The 23,692-nt window shown below is 45.1% G+C and carries 10 protein-coding genes; 7 read left to right on the forward strand and 3 right to left on the reverse strand.

What is annotated here, in order from left to right; translation table 11 throughout:
- The first annotated feature begins 97 nt into the window (after positions 1 to 97).
- The 3 genes from ACVBIK_RS10460 to ACVBIK_RS10470 are packed head-to-tail and all read left to right on the forward strand — an operon-like array spanning position 98 to position 5,885.
- Positions 98 to 1,516, forward strand: a complete 1,419-nt coding sequence (locus ACVBIK_RS10460) for a TolC family protein (protein WP_447169626.1) — start codon at positions 98 to 100, stop codon at positions 1,514 to 1,516.
- Entirely contained in the window at positions 1,513 to 2,706 is a 1,194-nt protein-coding gene (locus ACVBIK_RS10465; RefSeq protein WP_447169627.1) for an efflux RND transporter periplasmic adaptor subunit, read from the forward strand. The genes ACVBIK_RS10460 and ACVBIK_RS10465 overlap by 4 nt, the downstream gene beginning before the upstream one ends.
- Before the next feature lie 11 nt (positions 2,707 to 2,717).
- Positions 2,718 to 5,885, forward strand: coding sequence for an efflux RND transporter permease subunit (locus ACVBIK_RS10470; protein ID WP_447169628.1), 3,168 nt, complete (start codon positions 2,718 to 2,720; stop codon positions 5,883 to 5,885).
- A gap of 146 nt (positions 5,886 to 6,031) precedes the next feature.
- On the opposite strand, the gene ACVBIK_RS10475 is transcribed toward ACVBIK_RS10470, so the two are convergent.
- Entirely contained in the window at positions 6,032 to 7,564 is a 1,533-nt protein-coding gene (locus ACVBIK_RS10475) for a leucyl aminopeptidase (protein ID WP_447169629.1), read from the reverse strand.
- A gap of 741 nt (positions 7,565 to 8,305) precedes the next feature.
- Here ACVBIK_RS10475 and ACVBIK_RS10480 point away from each other — a divergent pair.
- From ACVBIK_RS10480 to ACVBIK_RS10495, 4 genes are all read left to right on the forward strand, one after another.
- On the forward strand, positions 8,306 to 13,747 hold the full coding sequence (locus tag ACVBIK_RS10480) for an Ig-like domain-containing protein (RefSeq protein ID WP_447169630.1): 5,442 nt from the start codon (positions 8,306 to 8,308) through the stop codon (positions 13,745 to 13,747).
- Positions 13,744 to 16,122 (forward strand): hypothetical protein, encoded by a 2,379-nt coding sequence (locus ACVBIK_RS10485; RefSeq protein WP_447169631.1) that lies wholly within the window; start codon positions 13,744 to 13,746, stop codon positions 16,120 to 16,122. The genes ACVBIK_RS10480 and ACVBIK_RS10485 overlap by 4 nt, the downstream gene beginning before the upstream one ends.
- 100 nt (positions 16,123 to 16,222) lie before the next feature.
- Complete coding sequence (locus ACVBIK_RS10490) at positions 16,223 to 18,163, forward strand: HEAT repeat domain-containing protein (protein WP_447169632.1); 1,941 nt, start codon at positions 16,223 to 16,225, stop codon at positions 18,161 to 18,163.
- A 910-nt stretch (positions 18,164 to 19,073) separates the two neighbouring features.
- Positions 19,074 to 20,300: a tyrosine-type recombinase/integrase gene (locus ACVBIK_RS10495; RefSeq protein WP_447169633.1), complete on the forward strand. Its 1,227-nt coding sequence runs from the start codon at positions 19,074 to 19,076 to the stop codon at positions 20,298 to 20,300.
- A gap of 128 nt (positions 20,301 to 20,428) precedes the next feature.
- On the opposite strand, the gene ACVBIK_RS10500 is transcribed toward ACVBIK_RS10495, so the two are convergent.
- Both ACVBIK_RS10500 and ACVBIK_RS10505 read right to left on the reverse strand, forming a co-directional pair.
- Positions 20,429 to 22,345, reverse strand: a complete 1,917-nt coding sequence (locus ACVBIK_RS10500) for a DUF262 domain-containing protein (RefSeq protein WP_447169634.1) — start codon at positions 22,343 to 22,345, stop codon at positions 20,429 to 20,431.
- Positions 22,338 to 23,687, reverse strand: coding sequence for a DUF262 domain-containing protein (locus ACVBIK_RS10505; protein WP_447169635.1), 1,350 nt, complete (start codon positions 23,685 to 23,687; stop codon positions 22,338 to 22,340). Before ACVBIK_RS10505 ends, ACVBIK_RS10500 begins: the two co-directional genes overlap by 8 nt.
- Positions 23,688 to 23,692 lie beyond the last annotated feature (5 nt).

Below are 23,692 nucleotides of genomic sequence, written 5' to 3' on the forward strand. Positions count from 1 at the left end.
TAGCGAGCTTTTACAAGCTTGCTAAAGAGCTGTTGGGCCTCTTGTAGGTTTAACTCACAGCTCTGTATTTTTGTATTAAATCGAGGCTTAATCTCCGATGTTTCATAATACTTATTGCGCAAAATCTGTCACTAAAATTGGCATTTTTTGTGTTTGGCGAGGGCTTTATTGCACCTTGGCGCTTATTGCTCTGATATCCGCAACCTCAGTTATTGCGGCTACAGCCGACTCTAACGGTAATGCAGAACAATCTAATACGCTTTCTTTACCGGTTGTGATTGAACGGGTTCAACAACAGCATCCATCACTGAAAGTGTTTAAGTTTAGGCAGCAAGCGCTTGATGGCGCAGCGCAAACTCAAGCGTTGACCCCAGGCTTTGAAATCGGCTTTGATGCCGACAATCTCGTGGGCAGCGGTGAGTTCCAAGGAATTGATAGCGCCGAGTTTAGCGTATCTCTGTCTTCTGTCATTGAGCTTGGTGACAAGTTAGATGCTCGCAGCGGTATTGTTAGTGAGCAGCGCGCTGTATTAGATGCCGAACAAAAAATTACCGCATTAAACTTATTAGCTGAAGCAACACGTCGTTATATCGATGTATTGGCGGCGCAGTCGCAACTGCAACTTGCTGTTGATTCATTACAGCTTGCAGAAGAAACACAAGCGGTTGTAGCTAAGCGCGCTCAAGCAGCTGTAACACCAGAGGCCGAAGTAAAGCGCGCCCAAGCGGCGGTATTTAATGCCAGACTGGTTGCAGAAACTCAGCTACAGCAGCTCGATTACGCCAAATTAGCGTTAAGCATGATGTGGGGTGAGTCTCAGGTTGATTTTGATTCACTAGAGGGGAGTTTGTTTGCCTTTACAGATGATGTCGCACTTGAGCCTTTATTTGAGAAAGTAAAATATAGCCCAGCTATTACCGCTTTTTTAACTCAGGCACAGCTTAAAGAGGCCGAGTTACGCTTTGCTAAAACCCAGTCTAGCAGCGATATCAGCTGGTCGGTTGGTGTAAAGCAATTTCAGCAAACTAATGATATGGCATTGACCGCCGGTTTTAGTATGCCGCTGTTTAATGGTGAGCGTAACACTGGTGCCGTGCTTTCGGCACAAGCCGCAAAAGAGCAAGTACTCGCCAACAGAGAAGTGGCACTTTTAGAGTTATATGGCCAACTGTATCGTGCTTATGCCAGCCGTAAACAAGCGATAATGACGGTTAACCGCCTACAGGCAAGTGTTATCCCTACCTTAACCTCAGCCCTTGAAGATACCAAACAAGCCTATGAACAGGGGCTTTACAGCTATCTTGATTATTTAACTGCCCGAGAAGAACTGCTATTTGCTCGCCGTGCGTTAATTGATGCAGCGGCCTCTGCATTGCGTTATGGCGTCGATATTGAGCAGCTGATTGCTGAGCCATTACCTGCTTCTCAACATACCTTCTTCAATGATTTTTCCAAGACTGCTGACTTTTCTAACGCAGCTAATGTTTCTAATGCTGCTACAGGACAAACCAAATGAACGCGACCTTATTAAATAAATTCTCCTCAGTTCACCTTGCTGTTGTTGCTGCAGTTGCATTGATGATTAGCAGCACTGTTAACGCTTCAGCTGAACACAGCCATGAGCCTGTAAATGGCCATGAGCCTGAGCATAATCATGAAGTTGCGCATCAAGAGCAAACAGCGCACACCAATCAGCATCAAGACGAGCATGATAGTCATGGTGATGAGCATAGCGATGAACATGGCCATAATGATGGTCATAATGATGGTCATCAAGACGAACATGTTGGTCACGATGATGAGCATAGCGATGAACATGGCCATAATGACGGTCATCAAGACGAACATGATGGTCACGATGATGAGCATGGGGATGAACATGGTCATGACGAACATGAAGATGGCAGAGTTCATATCAGCGCCGAGCAAATTGTAGCCTCGGGTATTGCGACAGAGCTTGCTGCAGCGGGCGATATCAAACAAACATTGACGGTATATGGCCGTGCAGTAGTGCCAGAGGCGGCCAGCAGTGAAATCCGCGCCCGTTTTGCAGGCTTAATCACCCGCATGAATGTAACCGTTGGCGATAGCGTTAAAGCCGGGCAAGTGGTAGCTGAAGTCGAGTCAAACTCTAGCTTAAAACGCTACTCGATTAAGGCGCCGATCTCCGGAGTGGTGGTGAGCCGCACTGCTAATACTGGCGAAATGGCCACTGACAATGTGCTGCTGACAATTATGGATGACAGTCAGCTTTGGGCGCAGTACCAAATCTTTCCGGGTCAACTCAGCAAGGTTGCAGTGGGGCAAGCGCTCAGCATTTCTGCTCAGCAGCTAACAGCGGCTTCGAGTATCCAATATCTACTCAATTCAACAAACGGTGACAACATTAAGCTCGCTCGTGCGCCACTCGATAACAGCAGCGGCCAATGGGCGGTAGGGGCTTTGTTATCAGGCAAACTGACGCTGAGTAAACAAGCGGTGGCGTTAACGATAGATAACCGCGCACTGCAGGAGTCAGAAGGGCAGCAAGTGGTGTTTATCCGCAATGAAGAGGGTTTTGAAAAGCGTGTGGTAACACTTGGTCAAAGCGATAGCCAAATGAGTGAAGTGTTGTCTGGTCTTGAGGGCGGTGAAGAATACGCGATAGACAATAGTTTTCTATTAAAAGCCGATCTTGAGAAATCAAGCGCAGCCCACGTTCACTAAAGGAGACGTCAATGATTGAGTCAGTATTGCGTCTTGCGATAAATAGACGCTGGATGATGATGTTCCTCGCCATGCTGCTAGTTGCAGTGGGGCTGTGGAGTTATCAAAAATTACCGATTGATGCGGTGCCGGATATTACCAATGTGCAGGTACAAATAAGTACCCGAGCAGAAGGTTATTCACCGCAAGAAACCGAGCAACGAATTACCTATCCGATCGAAAATGCACTGATGGGGATCCCGCAATTATCTTACACCCGCTCGCTATCGCGTTATGGTTTATCGCAAGTGACCGTGGTGTTTGATGAGGGCACAGATCTGTACTTTGCACGTAACTTGATTAATGAGCGCTTAAACGCGATCAAGGGTAAGTTACCCAGTGATATCGAGCCGGAGATGGGACCGATCTCCACCGGGCTCGGCGAGATCTACATGTACACCATCGAAGCGCTGCCTAATGCTAAACAAGCTGATGGCCGTGAATTTGATGCAACAGCGTTAAGAGAGATCCAAGATTGGATCATTAAACCTCAGCTGGCGCAGGTGCCTGGTGTTACCGAGATCAACACCATTGGTGGCTATGACAAGGAGTACCATATCACCCCATTGCCAACCAATATGCTGCAATACGGTGTGTCATTTGTCGATATCAAGCTGGCACTGCAAAGCAGCAACAGTAATCGTGGTGCCGGTTTTATTGAGCGAGATGGTCAGCAATTAACAGTGCGCTCTGCGGCGCAGCTAAAGACCATTAGCGATATTGAGCAAGTGGTGATTAAGCATATTGATAGTACGCCAATCTTTATTGCCGATGTGGCAGAAGTCGGTATTGGTAAGGCGCTGCGCACTGGCGCTGCAACTCGTGACGGCAAAGAAACCGTGCTGGGCAGTGCCATGATGTTGGTGGGCGAAAACTCACGGCAGGTGTCGCTAGCGGTTGCAGCTAAGCTTGAAGATGTTAAAGCATCGCTACCTGATGGCATTAAAGTTGAAGCGGTGTACGATCGCACCACTTTGGTGGACAAAGCGGTATACACGGTACAGAAAAACCTAGTAGAAGGCGCGTTGTTGGTTATCGTGGTGCTGTTTATTCTACTGGGTAACGCTAGAGCGGCACTCATTACCGCGGCGGTTATTCCGCTGGCGATGTTGGCAACGATGACGGGCATGGTACAAGCGGGCGTTTCGGCTAACCTGATGAGCCTTGGTGCACTCGATTTTGGTCTGATTGTCGATGGCGCAGTGATTATTGTTGAAAACGCGATTCGCAGGCTGGGTCAGGCGCAAGCGCAAAATGGTGGTCATGTATTGCCACGTAAACAACGTTTGCAGTTAGTGTTTGAAGCCACCAATGAGGTGATCCGCCCAAGCTTGTTTGGCGTGCTGATTATTACCGTGGTGTATATCCCGCTATTTAGCCTTACAGGCGTAGAAGGCAAGATGTTCCACCCAATGGCGGCAACCGTGGTGATGGCACTGTTAGCAGCATTAGTCTTGTCGTTAACACTGGTGCCTGCAGCAGTTGCTCTGTTTATGACGGGTAAAGTGAGCGAAAAAGAGAGCCGTGTCATTACCGCCACTAAGTCGCTATACAAGCCTCTGTTAATCGGTGCGATGAAGCTACGCTGGTTAGTGCTTGGCGCGGCTATGGCATTAGTTGGTTTCTCTATTTGGCTGGCAACAACCCTAGGCTCTGAGTTTATCCCACAGCTCAATGAAGAAGATATCTTGTTGCAAGCTATCCGTATTCCGGGGACTGGGCTGGAGCAATCCGTTGATATGCAGATCTTACTAGAAGATCGCATCAAACACTTCCCACAGGTGTTAAATGTATTTTCTAAGATCGGTACGCCAGAGGTGGCAAATGATCCTATGCCGCCAAATATCGCCGACACCTTTATTATGCTAAAGCCGCGTAATGAATGGCCTAATCCTAAGATGAGTCATGACGCTTTGGCGGCAGATATCGTTGCTGCGGTTTCTGGGCAGCCGGGAAATAACTTTGAGCTAACTCAGCCGATCGAAATGCGCTTTAATGAATTGATCTCGGGAGTGCGTGCCGATCTGGGTATTAAGGTTGTTGGCGATGATCTCGATCAGTTATTAGCTTCAGCTAACGCGATCCATGAAGTGCTAGAAAAGATCGATGGCGTTGCCGATCTGCAAGTTGAGCAAGTAACGGGTTTGCCAATGCTATCGATCCAGCCTGATCGCATGGCGTTAGCACGTTTTGGTTTAACGGTTGATGAGTTACAGGACTTTGTTGCTACCGCTATTGGTGGCGAGCAAGCAGGACTTATCTTTGAGGGCGATCGCCGCTTTAAAATCGTGGTGCGTTTACCAGAATTGATCCGCAAAGACGTTGAGCACTTGCACGAGCTGCCAATCATGTTGCCATCTGGGAAATATGTACCGTTATCTGAAGTGGCGACGTTAGATATTGCGCCATCGCCTAACCAGATCAGCCGTGAAAACGGTAAGCGTCGCATTGTAGTCACTGCTAACGTCCGTGGTCGCGACTTGGGCACCTTTGTCAGTGAAGCTAGACAGCAAATTGCCGAGCAAGTGGATATCCCTGCCGGTTACTGGCTGGAATATGGCGGCACCTTTGAGCAGCTTGAATCGGCAAGTCAGCGCTTATCGATTGTAGTGCCATTAACGCTGGCGCTTATTCTGGGCTTGTTGGTGATGGCCTTTAGTTCGGTCAAAGATGCCTTGATTATCTTTACGGGCATTCCATTAGCGCTAACAGGCGGGGTCATTTCACTTTGGTTACGAGACATGCCATTGTCGATCTCGGCAGGCGTGGGCTTTATTGCGCTCTCGGGTGTAGCGGTGCTTAATGGCTTAGTGTTGCTTAGCTTTATTCGTCAGCTCTACCAAGAAAAGGGCGAGCTGATGACAGCGATTATTGATGGTGCATTAATAAGACTGCGCCCAGTACTGATGACGGCCTTAGTGGCAGGGCTTGGCTTTGTGCCTATGGCGCTGAATATTGGTACAGGTGCAGAAGTGCAGCGCCCCATTGCCACAGTGGTAATTGGCGGTATTATCTCATCGACGTTATTAACTCTGTTTGTATTGCCTATTCTGTACCGTATGGCACACCAGCGCGGTGAGCATCGCAAGAGTGAGAATAAGCGAGCCAATGCTGAAAAACTTGAGCAAGCGCCTGTTTAAGCTAATGTTTAACAAGTGCTAGTTAGTTTTACCAAAGCGTGAAAAACAAAAGCCCTGCAGTTGCAGGGCTTTTTCTATTCGCTTTAAAGCTAAATTTAGAATTCAGTCTAGAACCATATCTAGAGCTAATTCCTAACTTATAGCAATTACTTGCTTTGAGTCATAAGCCAGTTACTTAGTAAACGTACGCCGTGGCCTGTACCGCCTGCTGGAGTAACACCCACATCTTTTGCCGCTAATGCGCTGCCAGCAATATCTAAGTGAGCCCACTTAGTATCGCCGGTAAACTGCTGTAAGAATACCGCAGCAGTCGTGGCACCTGGGCCGCCATAACCGGCATTTTTTAGGTCTGCAATCGGACTTTTAAGTAAGTCTTCATAAGCTAGCGGTAAGCGCCATAGTTTTTCATCTACGGCTTGACCAGAGAAGCTCAGTTCATCGACTAAGGTGTCGTCATCACTAAATACTGCTGTGTAGCGTTTACCTAGCGCACGTACCTTAGAGCCCGTTAGCGTAGCAACGTCTACCATTACCTGTGGTTGATAGTATTCGCGGGCGTACCACATGCCGTCAGCAAGGATTAAGCGGCCTTCAGCATCAGTATTAAGCACTTCAACGCTTAAGCCTTCTGCTGTCATTAATACATCACCTGGAGCAAGTGCGGTCTCAGACACCATGTTGGCTGCCAGAGGCATAACGGCTACCACGTTCACATCTGCTTTTTGCAGTGCCATCGCTTTTATGGCGCCCAGTACAGCAGCGGCACCCGCCATGTCTGACTTCATACGCGAGATAGAGTCGCCTGAGGCTTTAATGTTGTAGCCGCCCGAGTCAAAGGTGATGCCTTTACCAACCAGTGCGATAGGCGCATCGTCATTGCCTTGCCAGTGAGCAACCACTAAGCGGGCTCCTTCTAAAGAGCCGCGGCCAACAGCGTGCAGCGCACCCATACCAAGTTTTTCGATTTTCTTCGGCTCAAGTACTGTGACTTTTACGCCAAGCTTTTTAAGCTCTTTTGCCGCATTGGCAAAATCAACGGGCGTCATCTCAGTAGGTGTTTCTGAGGTGAGGTCGCGGGCTAGAAACACGCCTTGCTCAATTGCTGCAAGTTGGGCGTATTGCTTGTCTGCATCCTTTGGCTTGCTGACGGCAATGGTGTAATTCTTCTCAGCGGGCTTCTTGTCTGAAAAGTATTTATCGAACTTGTAAGCGCGCAGGTTAATACCGTGAGCCAGTTGTGCACCAAAGCTCGCATTGCTGCTAGCATCAGAGATCCCTGATGTCAGTAGCTGGATGTTATCGGTTTTAATACCGCTAAAGTGGGCAGTAATTTCTGCGCCAAGCTTATTGACTTCACCTGGGGTTAGCTCTGCTTCATCACCTACACCTATTACCACAAGGCGTTTAGCATTAATCCCCGTAGGCATTAAAATCTCAACGATTTGCTTCTTTTCGCCAGTAAATTCTTGCAGTGCCAAGGCATTGCTAATTTGCTGCTTTGATTGTTTATCTAGCTTGGTAAGGGCGCTTGATGCATTTTCGCCTGCTTGGAAGACGACTAAGGTGTCGATATTATTTGCTGGTTTCTCTACAAAAGAAAAGGTTTCGGCGTGAGCTGAATAGCTAGTTAACAGGCTTAAGCTTAATGCACTGGTTAGCAGGGTTTTCTTGGTTAGCATAATGTCCTCTATCGGGATTTAGTTCTGCGATCGGGTTTTGCCAAAGGCGTCGCAGCTTCTTTTTGTTGTAGTTGTCGTTATTGTTTTTATTGGCACTTTCTTGCGTTAATCGCAGAAGGCTGTGCAATTTATCATTTTTTGAATTAACAACTAAGTTAAAACTTGTTAGGAATTGTCACATGGTTTGCGAGTCTACAAGGTAAAAATTAGCCGAAGCTGAAAGAAAAGACCGTGCTGAAATTTATTTCAATGATTTCTATAGAATATTTATAAAATTATACCGTGGAGTAGATGGCTATAAACGCAGGCAATGTTGTTCCACTATTTGGGCTCACATAATAAATATGAAAATGCTGCTGAAGTTATTTGCTGATTCTGTAGATCTAAAGTTGAGCATTAATCAGCTAGGCCTTAGGTAAGTATTGCAAGATCCTAGACGACTGCTGTTTTTTACGGCAGAAGGGTAGTTATCGGGATTTTTCAGATGGAAACGCTAAAAAAGTAAGATGTTAAGGACGCATTATCTAATTAATAATCATTATCAGTCAAAAGTAGTACCTTGTGAATTCTATGTTTCTGCTTGTGGTGTTTTGTTGTTGTTTTTGCTGTTGTTTTCATTTTGCTGTAGTGGTAGTTTGCCGCCCATGTAACAGATTGTTAATTATTATCACTGTCGATGTAGTCGTTAAGTGTCATTAATTATAACTCTGATTAGATTTAATTGATTGGGAACACCTCTATATGAAGTTAAAGCCACTGGTTTTAATTGCGCTTTTTTCTACTTACTCGTTCGCTGATGATTTGAGCATTACTCATGAAAGTATTAATGGCACCCTGGGTGTTGTTGACTTTGGCTCGGTATTGATTGGTCATTCATCGGATGCCGTTATTAATTTCTATAATAGTGAATCTGTTGATGTATTAGATAATTGTGGGACTTATAAACCCAATAAGCCTGAGTTTACCATTGTCGGGCAAACATGCGCTGATTGGGCGAACTACCCAGATGCTCCACTGACAAGTCTAGCGGTTAATAGTGGTTCAAGTTGTAGCGTTACATTACGCTTCGCTCCCACTACGCCCATAGATCATAATTCTCGCTTCCGACTTTATTGCAATGATTCTAGTTACAACGGTAACAGCAGGCCTTCATTCTTTGTAGATTTGAGTGGTTCTGCTATTCAGCCACCGACTGCACCCACATTTAGTCAATCATCGCCAGTAGCTATCAGCATGGATGAAGACAGTTACCCAAGGCCATTTTCACTGACCTTGCACGCTGCAGATGTCAATAATGACACCATTAACTGGTCTGTTGCTGAGCAAGGAAACTTTGGTGTTGCTACAGTGAGCGGAACGGGTAAAAGTAAAGCCATAAGTTATGTTCCTAAGCCTAATTACTTCGGTGCCGATAGCTTTGTCGTGCAAGTGAGTGATGGGGTCACGGGTAGCGCGACTCAAATCGTCAACGTGACCGTTAACTCAATTAATGACGCGCCGACCATTAGTGGTCGACCGACTACAACTGTTTCACAAGGGGATAGCTATCGCTTTGTACCTACGGTGACCGATATTGATGCTGATGAAAGCCATACATTTAGCATCAGCAATAAGCCGAGTTGGGCGAGCTTTAACAGTCAAACTGGTTTATTGAGCGGTACGCCAGGTAACAGTGGTGTTGGCACTACGGCAGGCATTATTATTAGCGTGACAGATAGCGTGAATGCGACTGCCAGCCTAGCGCCCTTTGCGCTGATGGTGACTAATGTCAATGACGCGCCGACCATTAGTGGTCGACCAAGCACGAGTGTTAATGAGGGGGAGCTTTATAGTTTTACGCCCGAGGTTAACGATGTTGATACCGATGATAACTTAACCTTTGCGATTACGAATAAACCATCATGGGCAAGCTTTAATCAGCAAAACGGCAGTTTGACGGGTACCCCTGAAAATAGTGATGTTGGCATCAGTGAGAGCATCAGTATTTCGGTCTCTGATGGCCAAGCAACGGTCAATCTTGCGGCGTTTAACATTAATGTCATTAATGTTAACCAAGCCCCTGTAGCGGATGCGCAATTTTTAACAGTCAATGAAGATAACTCCATTGCAGTTACTTTATCGGCAACGGATATTGATGCAGATGCCGCATTAAGCTTTAGCATTGTTGGTCTGCCAGCTTATGGTGCGTTAACCATAAACCAGCAAGCGGTTGAAGTTGGTAAAGAGTTAGCCGTAGCCACATTAACCTATATGCCCGAACTGAACTATTCCGGCAACGACGCATTTGAATTTGCGGTCAGTGATGGCATAAAAAGTGCCAAAGCAGTGGTCAAGATAACCGTATTAGCGGTGAATGATGATCCGGTCTCAATAGGTGTCATTTCTGCAGAGATGCTCAGTGAAGATCAGGTTGACGCTGTTCCCTTTACAGCTGAAGCACTGCTAGTCAATATTAATGATGCCGATGATGATTTAGCTGAAGTGGTTGTTGATACCTATGAAGGGACTTACGGCAATCTATTTCAAATTAATGGCAGCTGGGTATATCAATATAAGCATCATATAGTCGATCAAGCACCGGAAGAGCAGCCTGATTATGACGATGGCGGCATTGACGAAGGCATAGAAGATGGTGAAGTCCCTGATGTCGATACCGATACTCCAGCGGATGATTCGACGGTTGTAGACCCTAGCGCGGCTGAAGATTTGGTTGAGACCCTACGTGAAAATGAAATGGCCACCGAAACCATTGAGTTTAACGTGCGCTCGCTTAACGACGCGTCACCAGAACTTGTTGTACAAACCTTAACCTTCAGTATTCAAGGTAAAAATGATCTGCCTGAAGTCATCGTCCCCGAAGTTTTTGGCGATAGCCAAACATCTGAAATATCATTTATTTTAGGCCAGGCTGAACTGCTCACACCTGATGTAACAGATATAGATAAGGATACCGTTCTTGCTTATACCCTTTCAGAATCTGGCGACGATGCGTATTTTAATATTGATGAGCTAGGTGTTATCAGCTTAATTGAGCCAGTATCAGTGAGCTTGCTTGCTGCCAATCAAGCCAAGGCAAGTTACAGCGTTAAACTGATCATCAATGATGGTTTCTCACCGTTAGAGCGTCAGATTAACTTCACCTTAGAAACTAATGGTGACGTCGATGGTGATGGTGAATCTGATGCTCTAGAAATTGAGCAAGGAACCAATCCTTACGATGGCAATGACTACCTCGATAGCGATAATGACGGTGAGTCAGATGCTTTAGAAATCGCCCAAGGATCAGATCCCCACGATGCCTCTTCATACCAAGATCAAGATAAAGACGGTGTACCCGATTATGTCGAGATCCTTGCGGGGACTAACCCTAATGACAGTAAAAACTACCAAGACACTGACTTTGATGGTGTGCCCGATTACCAAGAATTGATCCAGGGAACATCTGCTGAAGATGGTACTGATTTTATCGATAGCGATGGTGATGGCGTATCAGATCATGCCGAGCTAATTGATAATACTGATATCAATAATCCGAGCAGTTTTCTTGATAGTGATGGTGATGGTGTGCCGGATCAGCAAGAGTTGATCAATGGTACCGATCCGCAAGATGAAAACAGCTTCCAGGATACCGATGGCGACACTGTTTCCGATTATCAGGAAGGCTTGGCCAACACAGATCCAAACGATCCTAACGATTACACCTTCGATACTGATAATGACGGCGTTTACGACGATCAGGAACTACTTGATGGTACCGATCCGCTTAATGGTCATGACTTTATTGATAGTGATAAGGATGGGGTTGCCGACAAGTTAGAAATATTCAATGGCACCGACCCTAACGACAACACCAGTTATATCGATTCAGATAATGATCTGGTCTCTGATTATCAAGAGCGTATGAATGAGACTGATCACTTTGATAAGTTCAGTTATTTAGATAGCGATGGCGATGGTGTTGCCGATTATGCTGAAATGCTGGCGCAAACGGATCCCCTTAATAAAACCAGCTTCATCGATAGTGATGGTGACGGTGTAGCGGATTATGTCGAAATCTTACGAGGGACAGATCCGAATAGTGCCGCAGACAAGGACGCCGATGGCGATGGTGTACCTGATGTCCAAGAAGAGGTTGAACAGTCAGATCCAAATGATATCAATAGTTTTCTCGATAGTGATGCCGATTTTGTGCCGGACTTTGTTGAGCTCCAACAGGGAACGGATCCGTTTAATCGCTTAGATTTTATTGATAACGATGAAGATGGCATGTCGGATGCGGAAGAAAATCGCGTCGGCACAGATGCTAACGATGCCACGGATTTTATCGACTCTGACGGTGACCGTGTATCAGACCGAGAGGAGCTAAAAGACAACACCGATCCTTATGATAGCGCGAGCTATCTAGATAGCGACGGTGATCTGTTACCCGATGCTTACGAGAGAAGATATGGATTAGATGCTTTGGCTCCTTTTGATGCTGAATTAGATTTTGATGGCGATGGCTTAAGCAATCTTACCGAGTATCAGCAAGGCACGCCTCCGGATCAAGATTCAGTGGCGCCAAACTTATCGGTTGATGATGTGATTTGGGTTAATGCGACTCGCGCAATGACACCCATGGCTGAGATGAACTTATTATCACAAACCGCATTTGACTTAGTTGATGGTGACGTTGATTTAGAGTGGCCGATTACTGTATTTGCTCCAGGACAGCACCAGGTGACAGTGTCTGCGACAGATATTGTCGGCAATAAAGCAGAAAAGCAAGTGACCTTAAATGTTAGGCCGTTAATTTCATTTAGGGTTAAACCATCGGAGTTATTCATCACCGAAGGGAAAAAGTTTGCTGTTAAATTACAATTAAATGGCTACTCACCAACCTACCCTTTAGTGGTTGCTTACCAAGTTTCAGGCAGCGCTGAGTCAATGGTTGATCATAACCTTCAAGCTGGCGTGGCAGTGTTTAACGATAGAGAAACACAAGCCATCATCGAGTTTGATACCTTAACTGACGAGCGGGTTGAAGCCGATGAAAATATCGTTATTACCGCTATGAGTCAGGATGTGGGGATCGAAGAGCAGAGCATTAATTTAGGCTTTGGCGCCGAAGTCACACTTACGCTGACCGAATCAAATCTTGCTCCAGCAGTGAGTGTTGCGGTGGTGCAAGACTCGCAAGACTCACCTTGGGTTGATCTCGAATCGGGTCGTGTCAAAGTTAAGCTAAATATCGCCGATCTTAACATTGCAGATTCCCATAGCATCACTTGGCATATACCTGATCAATTAGTCGTGTCTTATCTTGCTAGCGATGCTTTTGAATTCATTCCTTCACGGGACCGAATGGGCACGCACAAGCTGGGGGTCACCGTGGTTGATTCAGGTACTCCGGCAAAAACAACTCACCACAGCTTAAGTATTGTGGTGAGAGAACGTCTCGCAGCGCTGAGCGCCATAGATTCAGACCATGATGGCATTCTTGATACCGAGGAAGGATATAAAGATAGCGATGTTGACGGTATCCCTGACTTTTTAGATAACCAATTTTTAAGTCAAAGCGAAGTCGCTGTGAGTCAAAATAATCTTGAATCAGTGGCTAAAGTCGCTAACACCCTAAGGTTGGTGCCAGGTCAATTGGCGTTGGCCACTGCCGGCTTGCTGATTGAGCAGGGGAGGGAACTCGACCCTGACTATATCAATGTTGGCGGCATCTTTGACTTTGAAATTAAAGATCTGGCTGACAATCAAACGACAGCCACAGTCGTGCTACCGCTGCAGACTAAAATTCCCGCTAATGCTTATTACCGCAAAGAGACCCCATCTGCAGGCTGGATGGACTTTATAGAAGATGACAAAAATATTATTCAATCCGCTTCTGGACTCGATGGCCAGTGTCCAGATCCTGGCAGTAATTTATATGAGCATGGATTGCGACCTGGATATATGTGCCTGCAATTAACTATTGAAGACGGTGGCCTAAATGATGCTGATGGCATCAAGAATGGCACCATCGTTGATCCCGGTGGCATCGCTATTTTATCCAGTGATGAGCCATCAGAAGAAGTGGTGCCAGAAAAGAACAACTCAGGCGGCGCTATTAACCTTGCTTGGGTAACGATGTTGCTCTGCGGGATCTACTTTAGAAACAGAAAAGAAAGAAACAATAAGGAATTGGTGTCATGAAGACGGTTTCATTATGCAGCATACTGCTTCTTGCATTACTTACAGGTTGTAGTGAAGACAGTACTAATCAGGTTAATGAACCACAACCGGAGTTAGCGCCAGACACGCTAATTCAGGCATCGAACATTAGTGTCGCGACCGCCGTGACCACCATGCAGAGCTTTGACCTTGATTTTAATTTAGCGAGTAATCAAGATCATGCAAAAGTGAATGTCATCTTGGTGCTGATGGCTGGCAATGCCGCAGCATCAGATGAGCAATACCTCTTGGATACGGTGACGCTGGAGGCATTGACTCGCTTTACACCGGTTTCGGCCTCAGGGCTCGCTGTGCCTAGTGATGTGCTCAGTGGTCAATACCAGTTAATGGCTAAATTTGAAACCGTACCTGATGACGTTCAAGGAGAGATCGTTGCTATTGCCGAGCCGATTTCGCTCGGGCAAATCGATGTGATCCAAGCGGATAAGCCCAACCTTAAAATCACCATGGCCGAACTCGAAAATGCTAGTTTTGTGCTGGCAGAGCGACCTGATGACAATCAGGGATTTAACCAAGGCGATGGCGATATTTATGTCAACTTCATGATGACAGCTGAGTTTTTAGATGTCAGCGAGCCTGTTGAGCTGCAAGCGACAATCGACTTACCTGGTTTAGGGGTGTTCCCACTCAATTTAACCTCAGCAGTATCTGGCCGAGAGCCGACTGAAGAAGATGCGATTGTTCACCCTGAAACCAATCAAGTCTATGACTATGTAAAAAGTGATACCCGCACATTGGCAGTGACCTGTGAAGAGGAAAGATGTGCCTCTATCGGCGTCGATGATCAAGAGGGGTTATTACTTGATTTAAGGCTTAATGAGCAAGTGTATGACTTACTCGCGGCGCATCAGCAAGATCTAGTCGGTGAGGTAACGATCAGCCTTGACCCTAATGGTGCTATATCGGAATGGCAAGGTATGGTCGACGATAATAGTATCCGCTTACCGGTTATTTTCCTGGCAACTACACCACCGGATTCAGATGATGAACAACCGATAGTTGAAGATGCTAAACAAGGTATCGCCTCGTACGCTAGCGCTGTTGCTAGAGCTAAAACCTCGACTATTTTTGAGAAGGCCTACCAGAAAAGTGTGGGTTCTAGTGGTAAAGCAAAAATAGAATATAAAGTGCAAGGCTCAGCCAAATACACTTCAGGTACAGCTGGGGTACCTAAAAATATCGATACACGCCTGTATGGCTGGGTTAAGGCTTGGGTATTTGGTAAGGGCGTGACGCTGTTAAAGGTAGATAGTACCGCCCTTATGGAAAATGCCGACAAGTCTAATTTAAAGTACAAAGTCCAAGTGGCAGGTAAGACGGTATGGAGCAAAACCCGATGGGTGCCTGACGACTATAAAGGGATGCAAGTTATTTATAATTCCCACGATGGTGATGAAGAAACTTTACGCAAAGAAGTTGCTAAGGTGTGTAAGGGGAAAACCATTAAGAAGTGGAGTGTCAAGTTTAAGTCAGAAGCTTGTATTAAGGGGGAAGTGGGCTTAATGAGCCGCAATTACTACCATACAAGTACAAATACTCTAAAGGGTCGCACCGGTCCCTATGCAAAACTTAAAGCGACGGCAGATGCTTCGATTGGTGGTAAATTTGCTTCGGCTGGGATCGGTTCAAATCTGGATCTGATTTATTTATCGCCACAGCTAGGATATTCAGGGGTGTTTGACAACGGTAACCAGGTATCGTCGACGGTTTCACTGGATATGGTACGTGAGCACTTAGATGGTTATGTAAAAATATGGGCTAAAGTTAACCTTTTAGTTGGTAAAGTAAAGAAATCACATAAGATTATGAGCTGGAAAGGACCTAAGTACTCAGACAACTTATGGCGTAAATATAGAATGTGGGGCCATTCTCAAGAGATAGATGTACCTAGAACCTCCTATTTAAAATCAACCTATAAATTATATGTCTCTAAAAGCCAACGTAAGCGCAGTGATGATAAAATGGTGCTAAAAGCCAAAGGTCGACTTAATGGCGATCATATCGATGTATTGGCTAGCTGTCCGATTACCAGTGGCACTGAACTTAAACACCTAGCCACTAACTATAATATGAAAAGAAAAAATTACTACGGTCTTAAAAAGGGATTTGCGGGTATTGAGTACCACAGATTTTTGCAAAAAGTAGGTAAGACATTAAGCAGTAGCGAGATAAAAAAATACGGTTTAACGGGTAAAAAATACTGGGTTAAATACAGCTTGAGAAACAAATTTGATCGAAAGCATACTCTGCCTCATAAGGATTGTAACCTCTATGCCCATGTGAATTACAAGGGTGGAAAAACTGGGGGGAAGAACGTCACCCTTAGAGTCGAGTAACTCTTTAGGTGATACTTTGTTAAAAATAGCCACCTGTGAATGATTGCAGGTGGCTTTCTGTTTTACTTTCGAAATTCATGCAGTGAATAATGGCATTTCTATGATGAAAAAAAATGCAGCCCCAATGATGGTGCTAGTTAGCGTACTACTAATATGTATTGGCATTTATCTATTAGCGTTTGATGAATCACTAAGCCAAGGTCGTCATTCAAACGATGCTAAAGCTATTACTACGGATGACTTAAGGTCAGATAAGACCCTATTGATTTATGATTTTGCCGATAATGGTGTTTATGCTTACCAAATAATGTTGGATATCGACGGCGTAGTCGATGCGTCAGCACTCACTCAAGGGATCCAAGCTAGTGGGTCACAACGTCAAAATATGAGTATTCGCGCGAATGCTCAAGTGCATTTTAAATTTTATCCTCAGCAGACGAGCGGTTGGCATGTGTTAGGCCAATATAGCGATTTACGCTATATCAATAATGGCCAGGAGATTGAGACTCCACAAGGCGCTGAGCATCAATTCTCTTTTGATTTTTCTCAAACTGGGCAGATAACTAATCTTGCAACCAATACCGCTACTCAAGGTGCCGATTTCACCCAACTGATTATAAATAATGTACAGCTGATTTATCCTAATCAATATAAATCCAGTTGGTTAACCCGAGAGCTTGATGAAAATGGGACTTATAAAGCGCAATATCAACTACTGGCAGACGATGGTGTTAAATACCAGCCGCTAACTATCATCAAAAATAAACTTAGCTATCAGCAAAGTCATCTTAATGACATGGATCTTGGCATTGGCTTAGCTGACGTTAAAGTCAGTATTGAGGAGCATCAGGCTGAATTTGTTGTTGATCAGCACAGCGGCTGGTTTCAATCGATCAATACCATTGAGCTGATTAACTCCGAGATCATGGGTAAGACATTTGATGATATTAAGATGACTTTTGCAGCCAATAGCATGGCAGTCGACTCTAACGTGCGCTTTCCTGATTTCTACGCGCAAGTATCAAAAGCGAATACTGCAACGCCAAGCATGGCAGACTATTACGCTACAGAGCCGAAACTCAATATGATGGCTCAAGGCTTAAATACTGAAGAGGCGGTTGGACGTTTTGTTGAATTGTTTAGCGATCCTAATACCGAGTCTCTTGCAAGAAAGTTTATGGTCAACTATTTGCGCCTGTATCCGGTGGCTTCTGGCTCATTAGTGCAAGAGTTAGACACTAAAAGTGAACGTGTGGATTTATCGGTTAAATTAGCGTTGTGGAGTAGCCTTACTGAGGCGGGGCATACTGAAGCTCAACAAGCGGTCGCGGCGGCGGCCACCGATGCCGCATTTAACCCAACCACTAGAAATCGCGCCATCGCCTATGCTCACGATTTTGAATACCCCATCACTGAATTGGTCGATAGCTTATTTGCATTTCATCAGGGGGCCAGTGGGGCTGTCGATGCCGTCAACAGTGAGTTGGGCTCGATGGCTATTTACGCGGTGGGTACGTTAGGTGGCAGCGATAAATTGAATCCGACTCAAGCACAGCACGTTGAAACGTTATTAAGAGAGCAGCTGCAAGATAGTTCGCAAGCATACCATCAAGACCAAATATTAACCGCCATCGCGAATAGTCGAAATCCCAGTTTTGTTTCTGATGTAGAAGCGTTCTTAATCAGTGATAACTCAGATCTAAGGGTGGTTGCATATACAACCATGCTGCGCTTACAGGGGAGCGATGCTATCAACACATTCACCCAAGGCTTGGCTAATGAAACCGACCCTATGGTGAGAGAGTTAGCGCTCAGGGATCTCAGCACCAGTAATAGGCCTGAAGCCGTTACTTGGGCGAGCGAAGAAGTATTAAGGCACAAAGACTCGGCAGGCGCTACCTCGCTAGTCACCTATCTAGGTGAGCATAAAGACAGCCATTCAGTCGTTGAAACGACCTTGCGTGAGCTGCTATCAAGCGAAGTCCCCGTAAAGCTAAAACAAGAAATTTACAAATATATAGCTCCAGGACAAGCACAATAACTATTTCTGCCAGTAATTTATCTACTGCTACTTGGACTTTTACAAAGGCATTGGTGCTGCTTGAAGCTATCAGTTCTTCAAGCCAGCACAGTGCGTAAATTAGCTAACACTGCTGCAGTACCTATAAGCGGTATAGTTCTAACCTGTGGGAGTGCGCTACGCTCCTGATAACCCCATAGTGAAAGCTCTAGGTTGCTATGACTTGTAGTTGCTCAGATCCTCTACTGACGTTACAGCCTCTGTGAAGCTAACTCTGTAAAGTCGCTCTGAAAGCAGGCTGTCTACGAGTGTTTAGATATTTCCCTCGATTAGAGGGCATACCTTTGTGCTCTAGGTGAAAGGTTTATGCTCTGCTTACTGAGGTGATGAGCTTTCGCTCTTTCTCTTTAACCATTCGGTCAAACACTAATTCATTTGCTGCACCGATATCCGTTAAAGCTAAATTGACGTCTTTCATTGGTATTTCCTCGTATTCACAGCGCTTGATTGCGCAGATATGGAGTTTGAGGGGAAACGGCATTTCGGCTTTGTAGCAAATTAAGGGTTTTAGCATGCCAGTGGCAGATCTTTTCACATGATATTTTTTAAGGGTGAAAAAGGATAGGAATTGGCAGAGGGCAACAAAACCACAGGGGTACATATGAGGGTAGCACACAAAGTAAAACGGGCTTTCCATTGCTGGAAAGCCCGTTTTAATACAACATGTTAAGACGTGAGTCTTAGTTCATGCCGTATTTTCTAATCTGTGTTTTTTCTTGTTCGGGCTTGTTCTGTCTCCTATTTAAAACTTGCTATTTTTTAGTATCTTAGCGAGACTCTTGTTCGTGTTTGTTTAAGCTGGTTTTTCTTCGTTAACCAATCCGTGTGTAGCACGGTGTGTAGCACGGAACGTGGCAGGGCAAGGGTTCATATGGGCGTTATTAATAAACTATCAGACACATTCTTACGTAAAGTTTCCGGTAAGCCTTACACCGGAAAATCAGTTATTTCTGATGGCGATGGCTTAGCTGTACGTATTTCGAAAACGGGTGTTATTGGTTGGGTGTTTCGTTACAGATTGGGTGGCCGCGAAACCAACCCTAAGTGGGCAAGCTTGGGTAAGTACCCAGAAACCTCAATTAAACAGGCAAGAGATAAGCGTGATCAGTGCCGTGAATGGCTGGATAATGACAAAGACCCTGCTGTCGAGCTGGCATTGGCTAAAGTTGTTCGCAAAGAAGCTGTGACTGTGAAAGAGGCGCTTGAATATTGGCTGGTGGAATATGCCACTGATAACCGTAAAAATGTTGATAAGCATAGGGCGCAGTTTGCACGGCATTTGTACCCATACATAGGTAAGTACCCGTTAGATAAAACAACTAAGCCTCAATGGTTAGCCTGTTTTGACCGAATAAGAAAGGGCATACCCAATGAGCAAAGGGCGGCACCTGTTGCTGCAGGGCAAGTTTTGCAGGGGGCTAAGCAAGCTCTGCTGTTTTGTCGTAAGCGGGAATATGCCACCAGCTATGTAATTGATGACTTAACTATCACTGATGTTGGTAGTAAGCAGAAAAAGCGAGATAGGGTACTTACAGAGGTCGAATTACAAGATGTGATTAATCAAGTTAAAGCGGGTGAGCATCAAGAGTATTACAACAATCTTATCTGGCTGTTGATTATCTTTGGTGCGCGTACACAAGAGGTCCGTTTGTCTTCTTGGGATGAATGGGACTTTGACAAAGGCTTGTGGACAGTCCCTAAAGCTAACAGTAAAACCGACGAGTTAATTATCCGGCCAATACCGCCTAGGTTGTACTCGTGGTTAAAGCAGCTTAAAGCTAAAAACCAGAAGTCAGGCTATCTACTTGGGCAGTTAAAGAGCCCTGAGTCGGTTAGCGTTTACGGCGGTAAAATTTGGGAAAAGCTACAACACGAGAAGAAGTGGACCTTGCACGATTTAAGGCGAACCCTTGCGACTCGGCTTAACGACTTAGGTATTCCACCTCATGTTGTAGAGCACCTATTAGGCCACTCTGTCTCTGGTGTTGCTGGGATCTACAACCGCAGCCACTATATCAATGAGAAAAAGATAGCGCTTGATAAGTGGCTCGATGAGATACATGGAGAGGCTGTTGTGGAGAGTGAGAAGGCTTTGTAGTTTGTTTATTTTGAACAGGCGAGCGTAGTTATTGGTATAACTGTTCTCGCCTGTTGCGTTTCTTTGAAGAAGTTATGTGCTAGAAAACTCTGCAATTCAGTTACCATCGCATTTTTCTAAGTTTTACCTTACTCCCCTTTTAATACTGAAAGCATTAGTCTTTCGTGTTCTTCAATATTAATTATGCCAGCACCATCAGGTCCCCAGTGATCGTAACTCATCATGAGCGCTTGCTTTAAGCTCTCGGCACGGTTGTTCTCACGGTAAAACTTCTTTTTATCAGCTGGAGAATAATTACTCAGCCTTGAGTTGCTGCTTGGCGAAATAAGGCAAAGGTTACCGAACCTGTCGACATCATGCATGCCTTTAGCACCGGATGGATCAGTTTGTGGAAAATAATGCTCAACAGAGGTTCGGAATGAAAACTGGAATTCCTCAAAGTGCTTTCCAAGTTCTTTTTTACCTATACTATCAAAGGATTCATTATCAGAGAGGCTCTTCCACAATAGGTAGTCTAAATGGTTGAAAACAAAGTTTTGTACGCCAGTGCCCTTATGTAACACACCTGCATTATTCTCTGTAAACTCAAGCTGAGAACCATCGCAGATCTCATCAAAATACTTGTCACTCTGCTTTTCGAGTGCTGCTAGGTACGAACTGCCATCAACTTCCAATCGGCCTTCAGTAGCGAGGTCGTTCAATACTCGTAAAGCGTCATTTAGCCAGCGTTTGTAAACTAAGGCTGGATTCGACACATGGAACATCGCCAGTATCATGCGAATCTTTTCGTTCCACTCACTACTAAAGGCATTTGGGTACTCTGGGCTTAGGCTATTTTTGTTTGTATAAGCATTAAGCCGTAACAAACTCCACTTGCGCTTATCATCGTGTTGTTCAGGCTTAATTACGTAGCTATCAAATAAAACTCGATACCTAAGCAACTCATAAACAAAGGCTTTGGCTCCAACCCTCAAGCCATCGTCTTTAGAAATAAATGCATCGATCAGCTTCTTATCATCTAACGAAACATTCTCTTCCGCCTTCATCAGCTTTAAAACATGAAGTAAGAAGTTTGAGAAGTCGATAACCGTACCAAATCGCTCTTCTTTCTCCCGCTCGTCATCATCGGTATTTGGGCTAGATGCATTGTTACTGATGATTTCTCGCAGCGTCATTGCATCTTGTTTTTGCTGTTTACTCGCGTGCTTTTCTTGAATGGCCTCAAAACTTGTTGGCATCGTCTGCCAGTTTGTTCCGAATACCTCTTTTCGTAAGTCAGATTGGAAGCCCATTTGGGTATAGCGCGTCATATTCGCACATGCATCCCAAATAGTGGAAAAGCAGCCTCTTTCCTCATCAGTAGCGAGCGTAGCCATGAATTTTGCTTTCAATACTTCATGCTTTTCCAGCTGCTCACCACGGTTGTTCATGATCTCAAAATAGTGGTTGAGATCTGTTTGTGGTGGAACGATGACTCTCAGTATGGTGACGCTTTCTAATAGGTACTCAAAGAACTGCTTAGTTTTCGCCTCTGCATCTAAGCCTTTGGTCTTGAAGTAACGCTGAATAATGTTAAAGGCAGCGTGAATATTAGGCTCTTCTGACTCGCCATTAGTTTTACCTGTATAGATGTCATCTAACGCTCTGGAGGATTTTGGACGACTATCAAAGGTAAGGTTAATGTCTAGCCCATTTAGTTTATCTGTACCCAGTACTTCACGATGTTTGAGATACGCCAATAAGATAGAGAGCGTGGTATGCCTTTGCTGCCCATCAATGGTTTCGTACACCACATTAGATTGGCGTGAATGAGCTGTACGCTGATAAACCACAAGGCTACCAAGATAGTACTTTGCTTGTTTGGCGGTAGCTGTTTCATCAGATTGAGTAATGAGTCCTGCTGCGTCACTGATATCTTGGATAAGCTGCTCAATCTCTGTCGCGCCCCAAGCGTAGTTACGCTGATAGATAGGAATCACATACTGGGTTTTGCTGTCAAAAAGTGCTCTAACGGATAACTGCTCGACTTGGTTCGAATCACTCATTTACACTTCCCGATTTCATGGCTTCAATAGATACCTGTACGTCCTTAGCATTGTTGAACTTAGGCTCTTTGATATAAGGGGGCTGAAAGTTCAACACCTGTTGAGGGTGAACGGCTTTACTGATTGCTCTGAACAGTCCACTACGCGCCTTGGCATGATTATCTACCGACTCCATGCCGATGCGTTGCAGCTCAAGACGTAAGAAATAACTCCAGCGATAACAAATCTGTGCCGCTTTCTCTAACTCCACATCACCGAACTTGTCGTAGTAGTACATCACTGCACATAAAAAGAGGTTTCGCACGTAGCTATCCCCTTTACGGTTACTGCCACTGTACTTAACAGCATGCTCATATACGAATGAAGATAACCTTGCCCCCTTGCCGACAAACAAGGTTGAGTGAATTGCCATGTAGTGCTGAATGTACTCAAAGAAGCGCTTACCGTTGATCATCACCTGATCAACTTGGAATGGATAGCCCTTGGCTTGCTTGTCCCATTTGCGTGCAGGATCGGCATTAAAGGTTTCAATCGCATAATCAAGCGCAAGCATGGCATCCACATAAGCGTATTGAGTGCTGTCTAGGTTAATGCCTTTGAATACACCAATGTTATGGCGACTGAACTGAATGCCGTATTCGCCGTCAATCCAGCGGCGCATACGGAACAAGAACTCCCCCATAATGGTGTGCAAATTAGCAGAGTCATCATCTGGGTTTACGCCCTGCTCCCACAAGCTGACGTGATGCAGACGCTCGGTTTGCTCTGTTGAGTCCATCATTTCACGTAAATGATAAGCTTTTAGCAGATCATGAGGGGCAAGTGCCTTGCCACGAGCGTTTTGTGAATCGAAGAACTGGAACGCTTCGCTCAGGTCATCTAATGTAACTTGAATAAGTTCGCACTTGTTAAGGACGAAATCGAGTAGTTCCTGCTTTTCTGTAGCAGGCAGACTTGCGACTCGTTCAGAGATAATTTGCGCATTATTCTTGAGGTTTGCTATGCTAATTGATGATTCAAATTTGTGCTCAAGAAGGCTAGATGCGATGGTTTTCTCTTCTCCATCCATAATGGTGCAAAGCAACGTTAAGGTAAGTAGGCGCTGCTGACCATCAACGATGTTAAGACCACCCTTTTCCACTGCACTTTCGGAGTTTTTGTCTTGATGCAGTACCACAGTACCAAGTCGATAACACGGCTTAGCACGATGGTTAAAGATGTCATCAAACAACTGATTAACGTGTTTGGGCAGCCATTTGTAGGGGCGTTGGTAAGTTGGAATGTATAGTGACTGACTAAGCAATTCTGCGATGGTTTTAACGTCATTGGATTTGATTGCCATTTAAA

This window comes from Shewanella sp. 125m-1, from assembly GCF_052977065.1.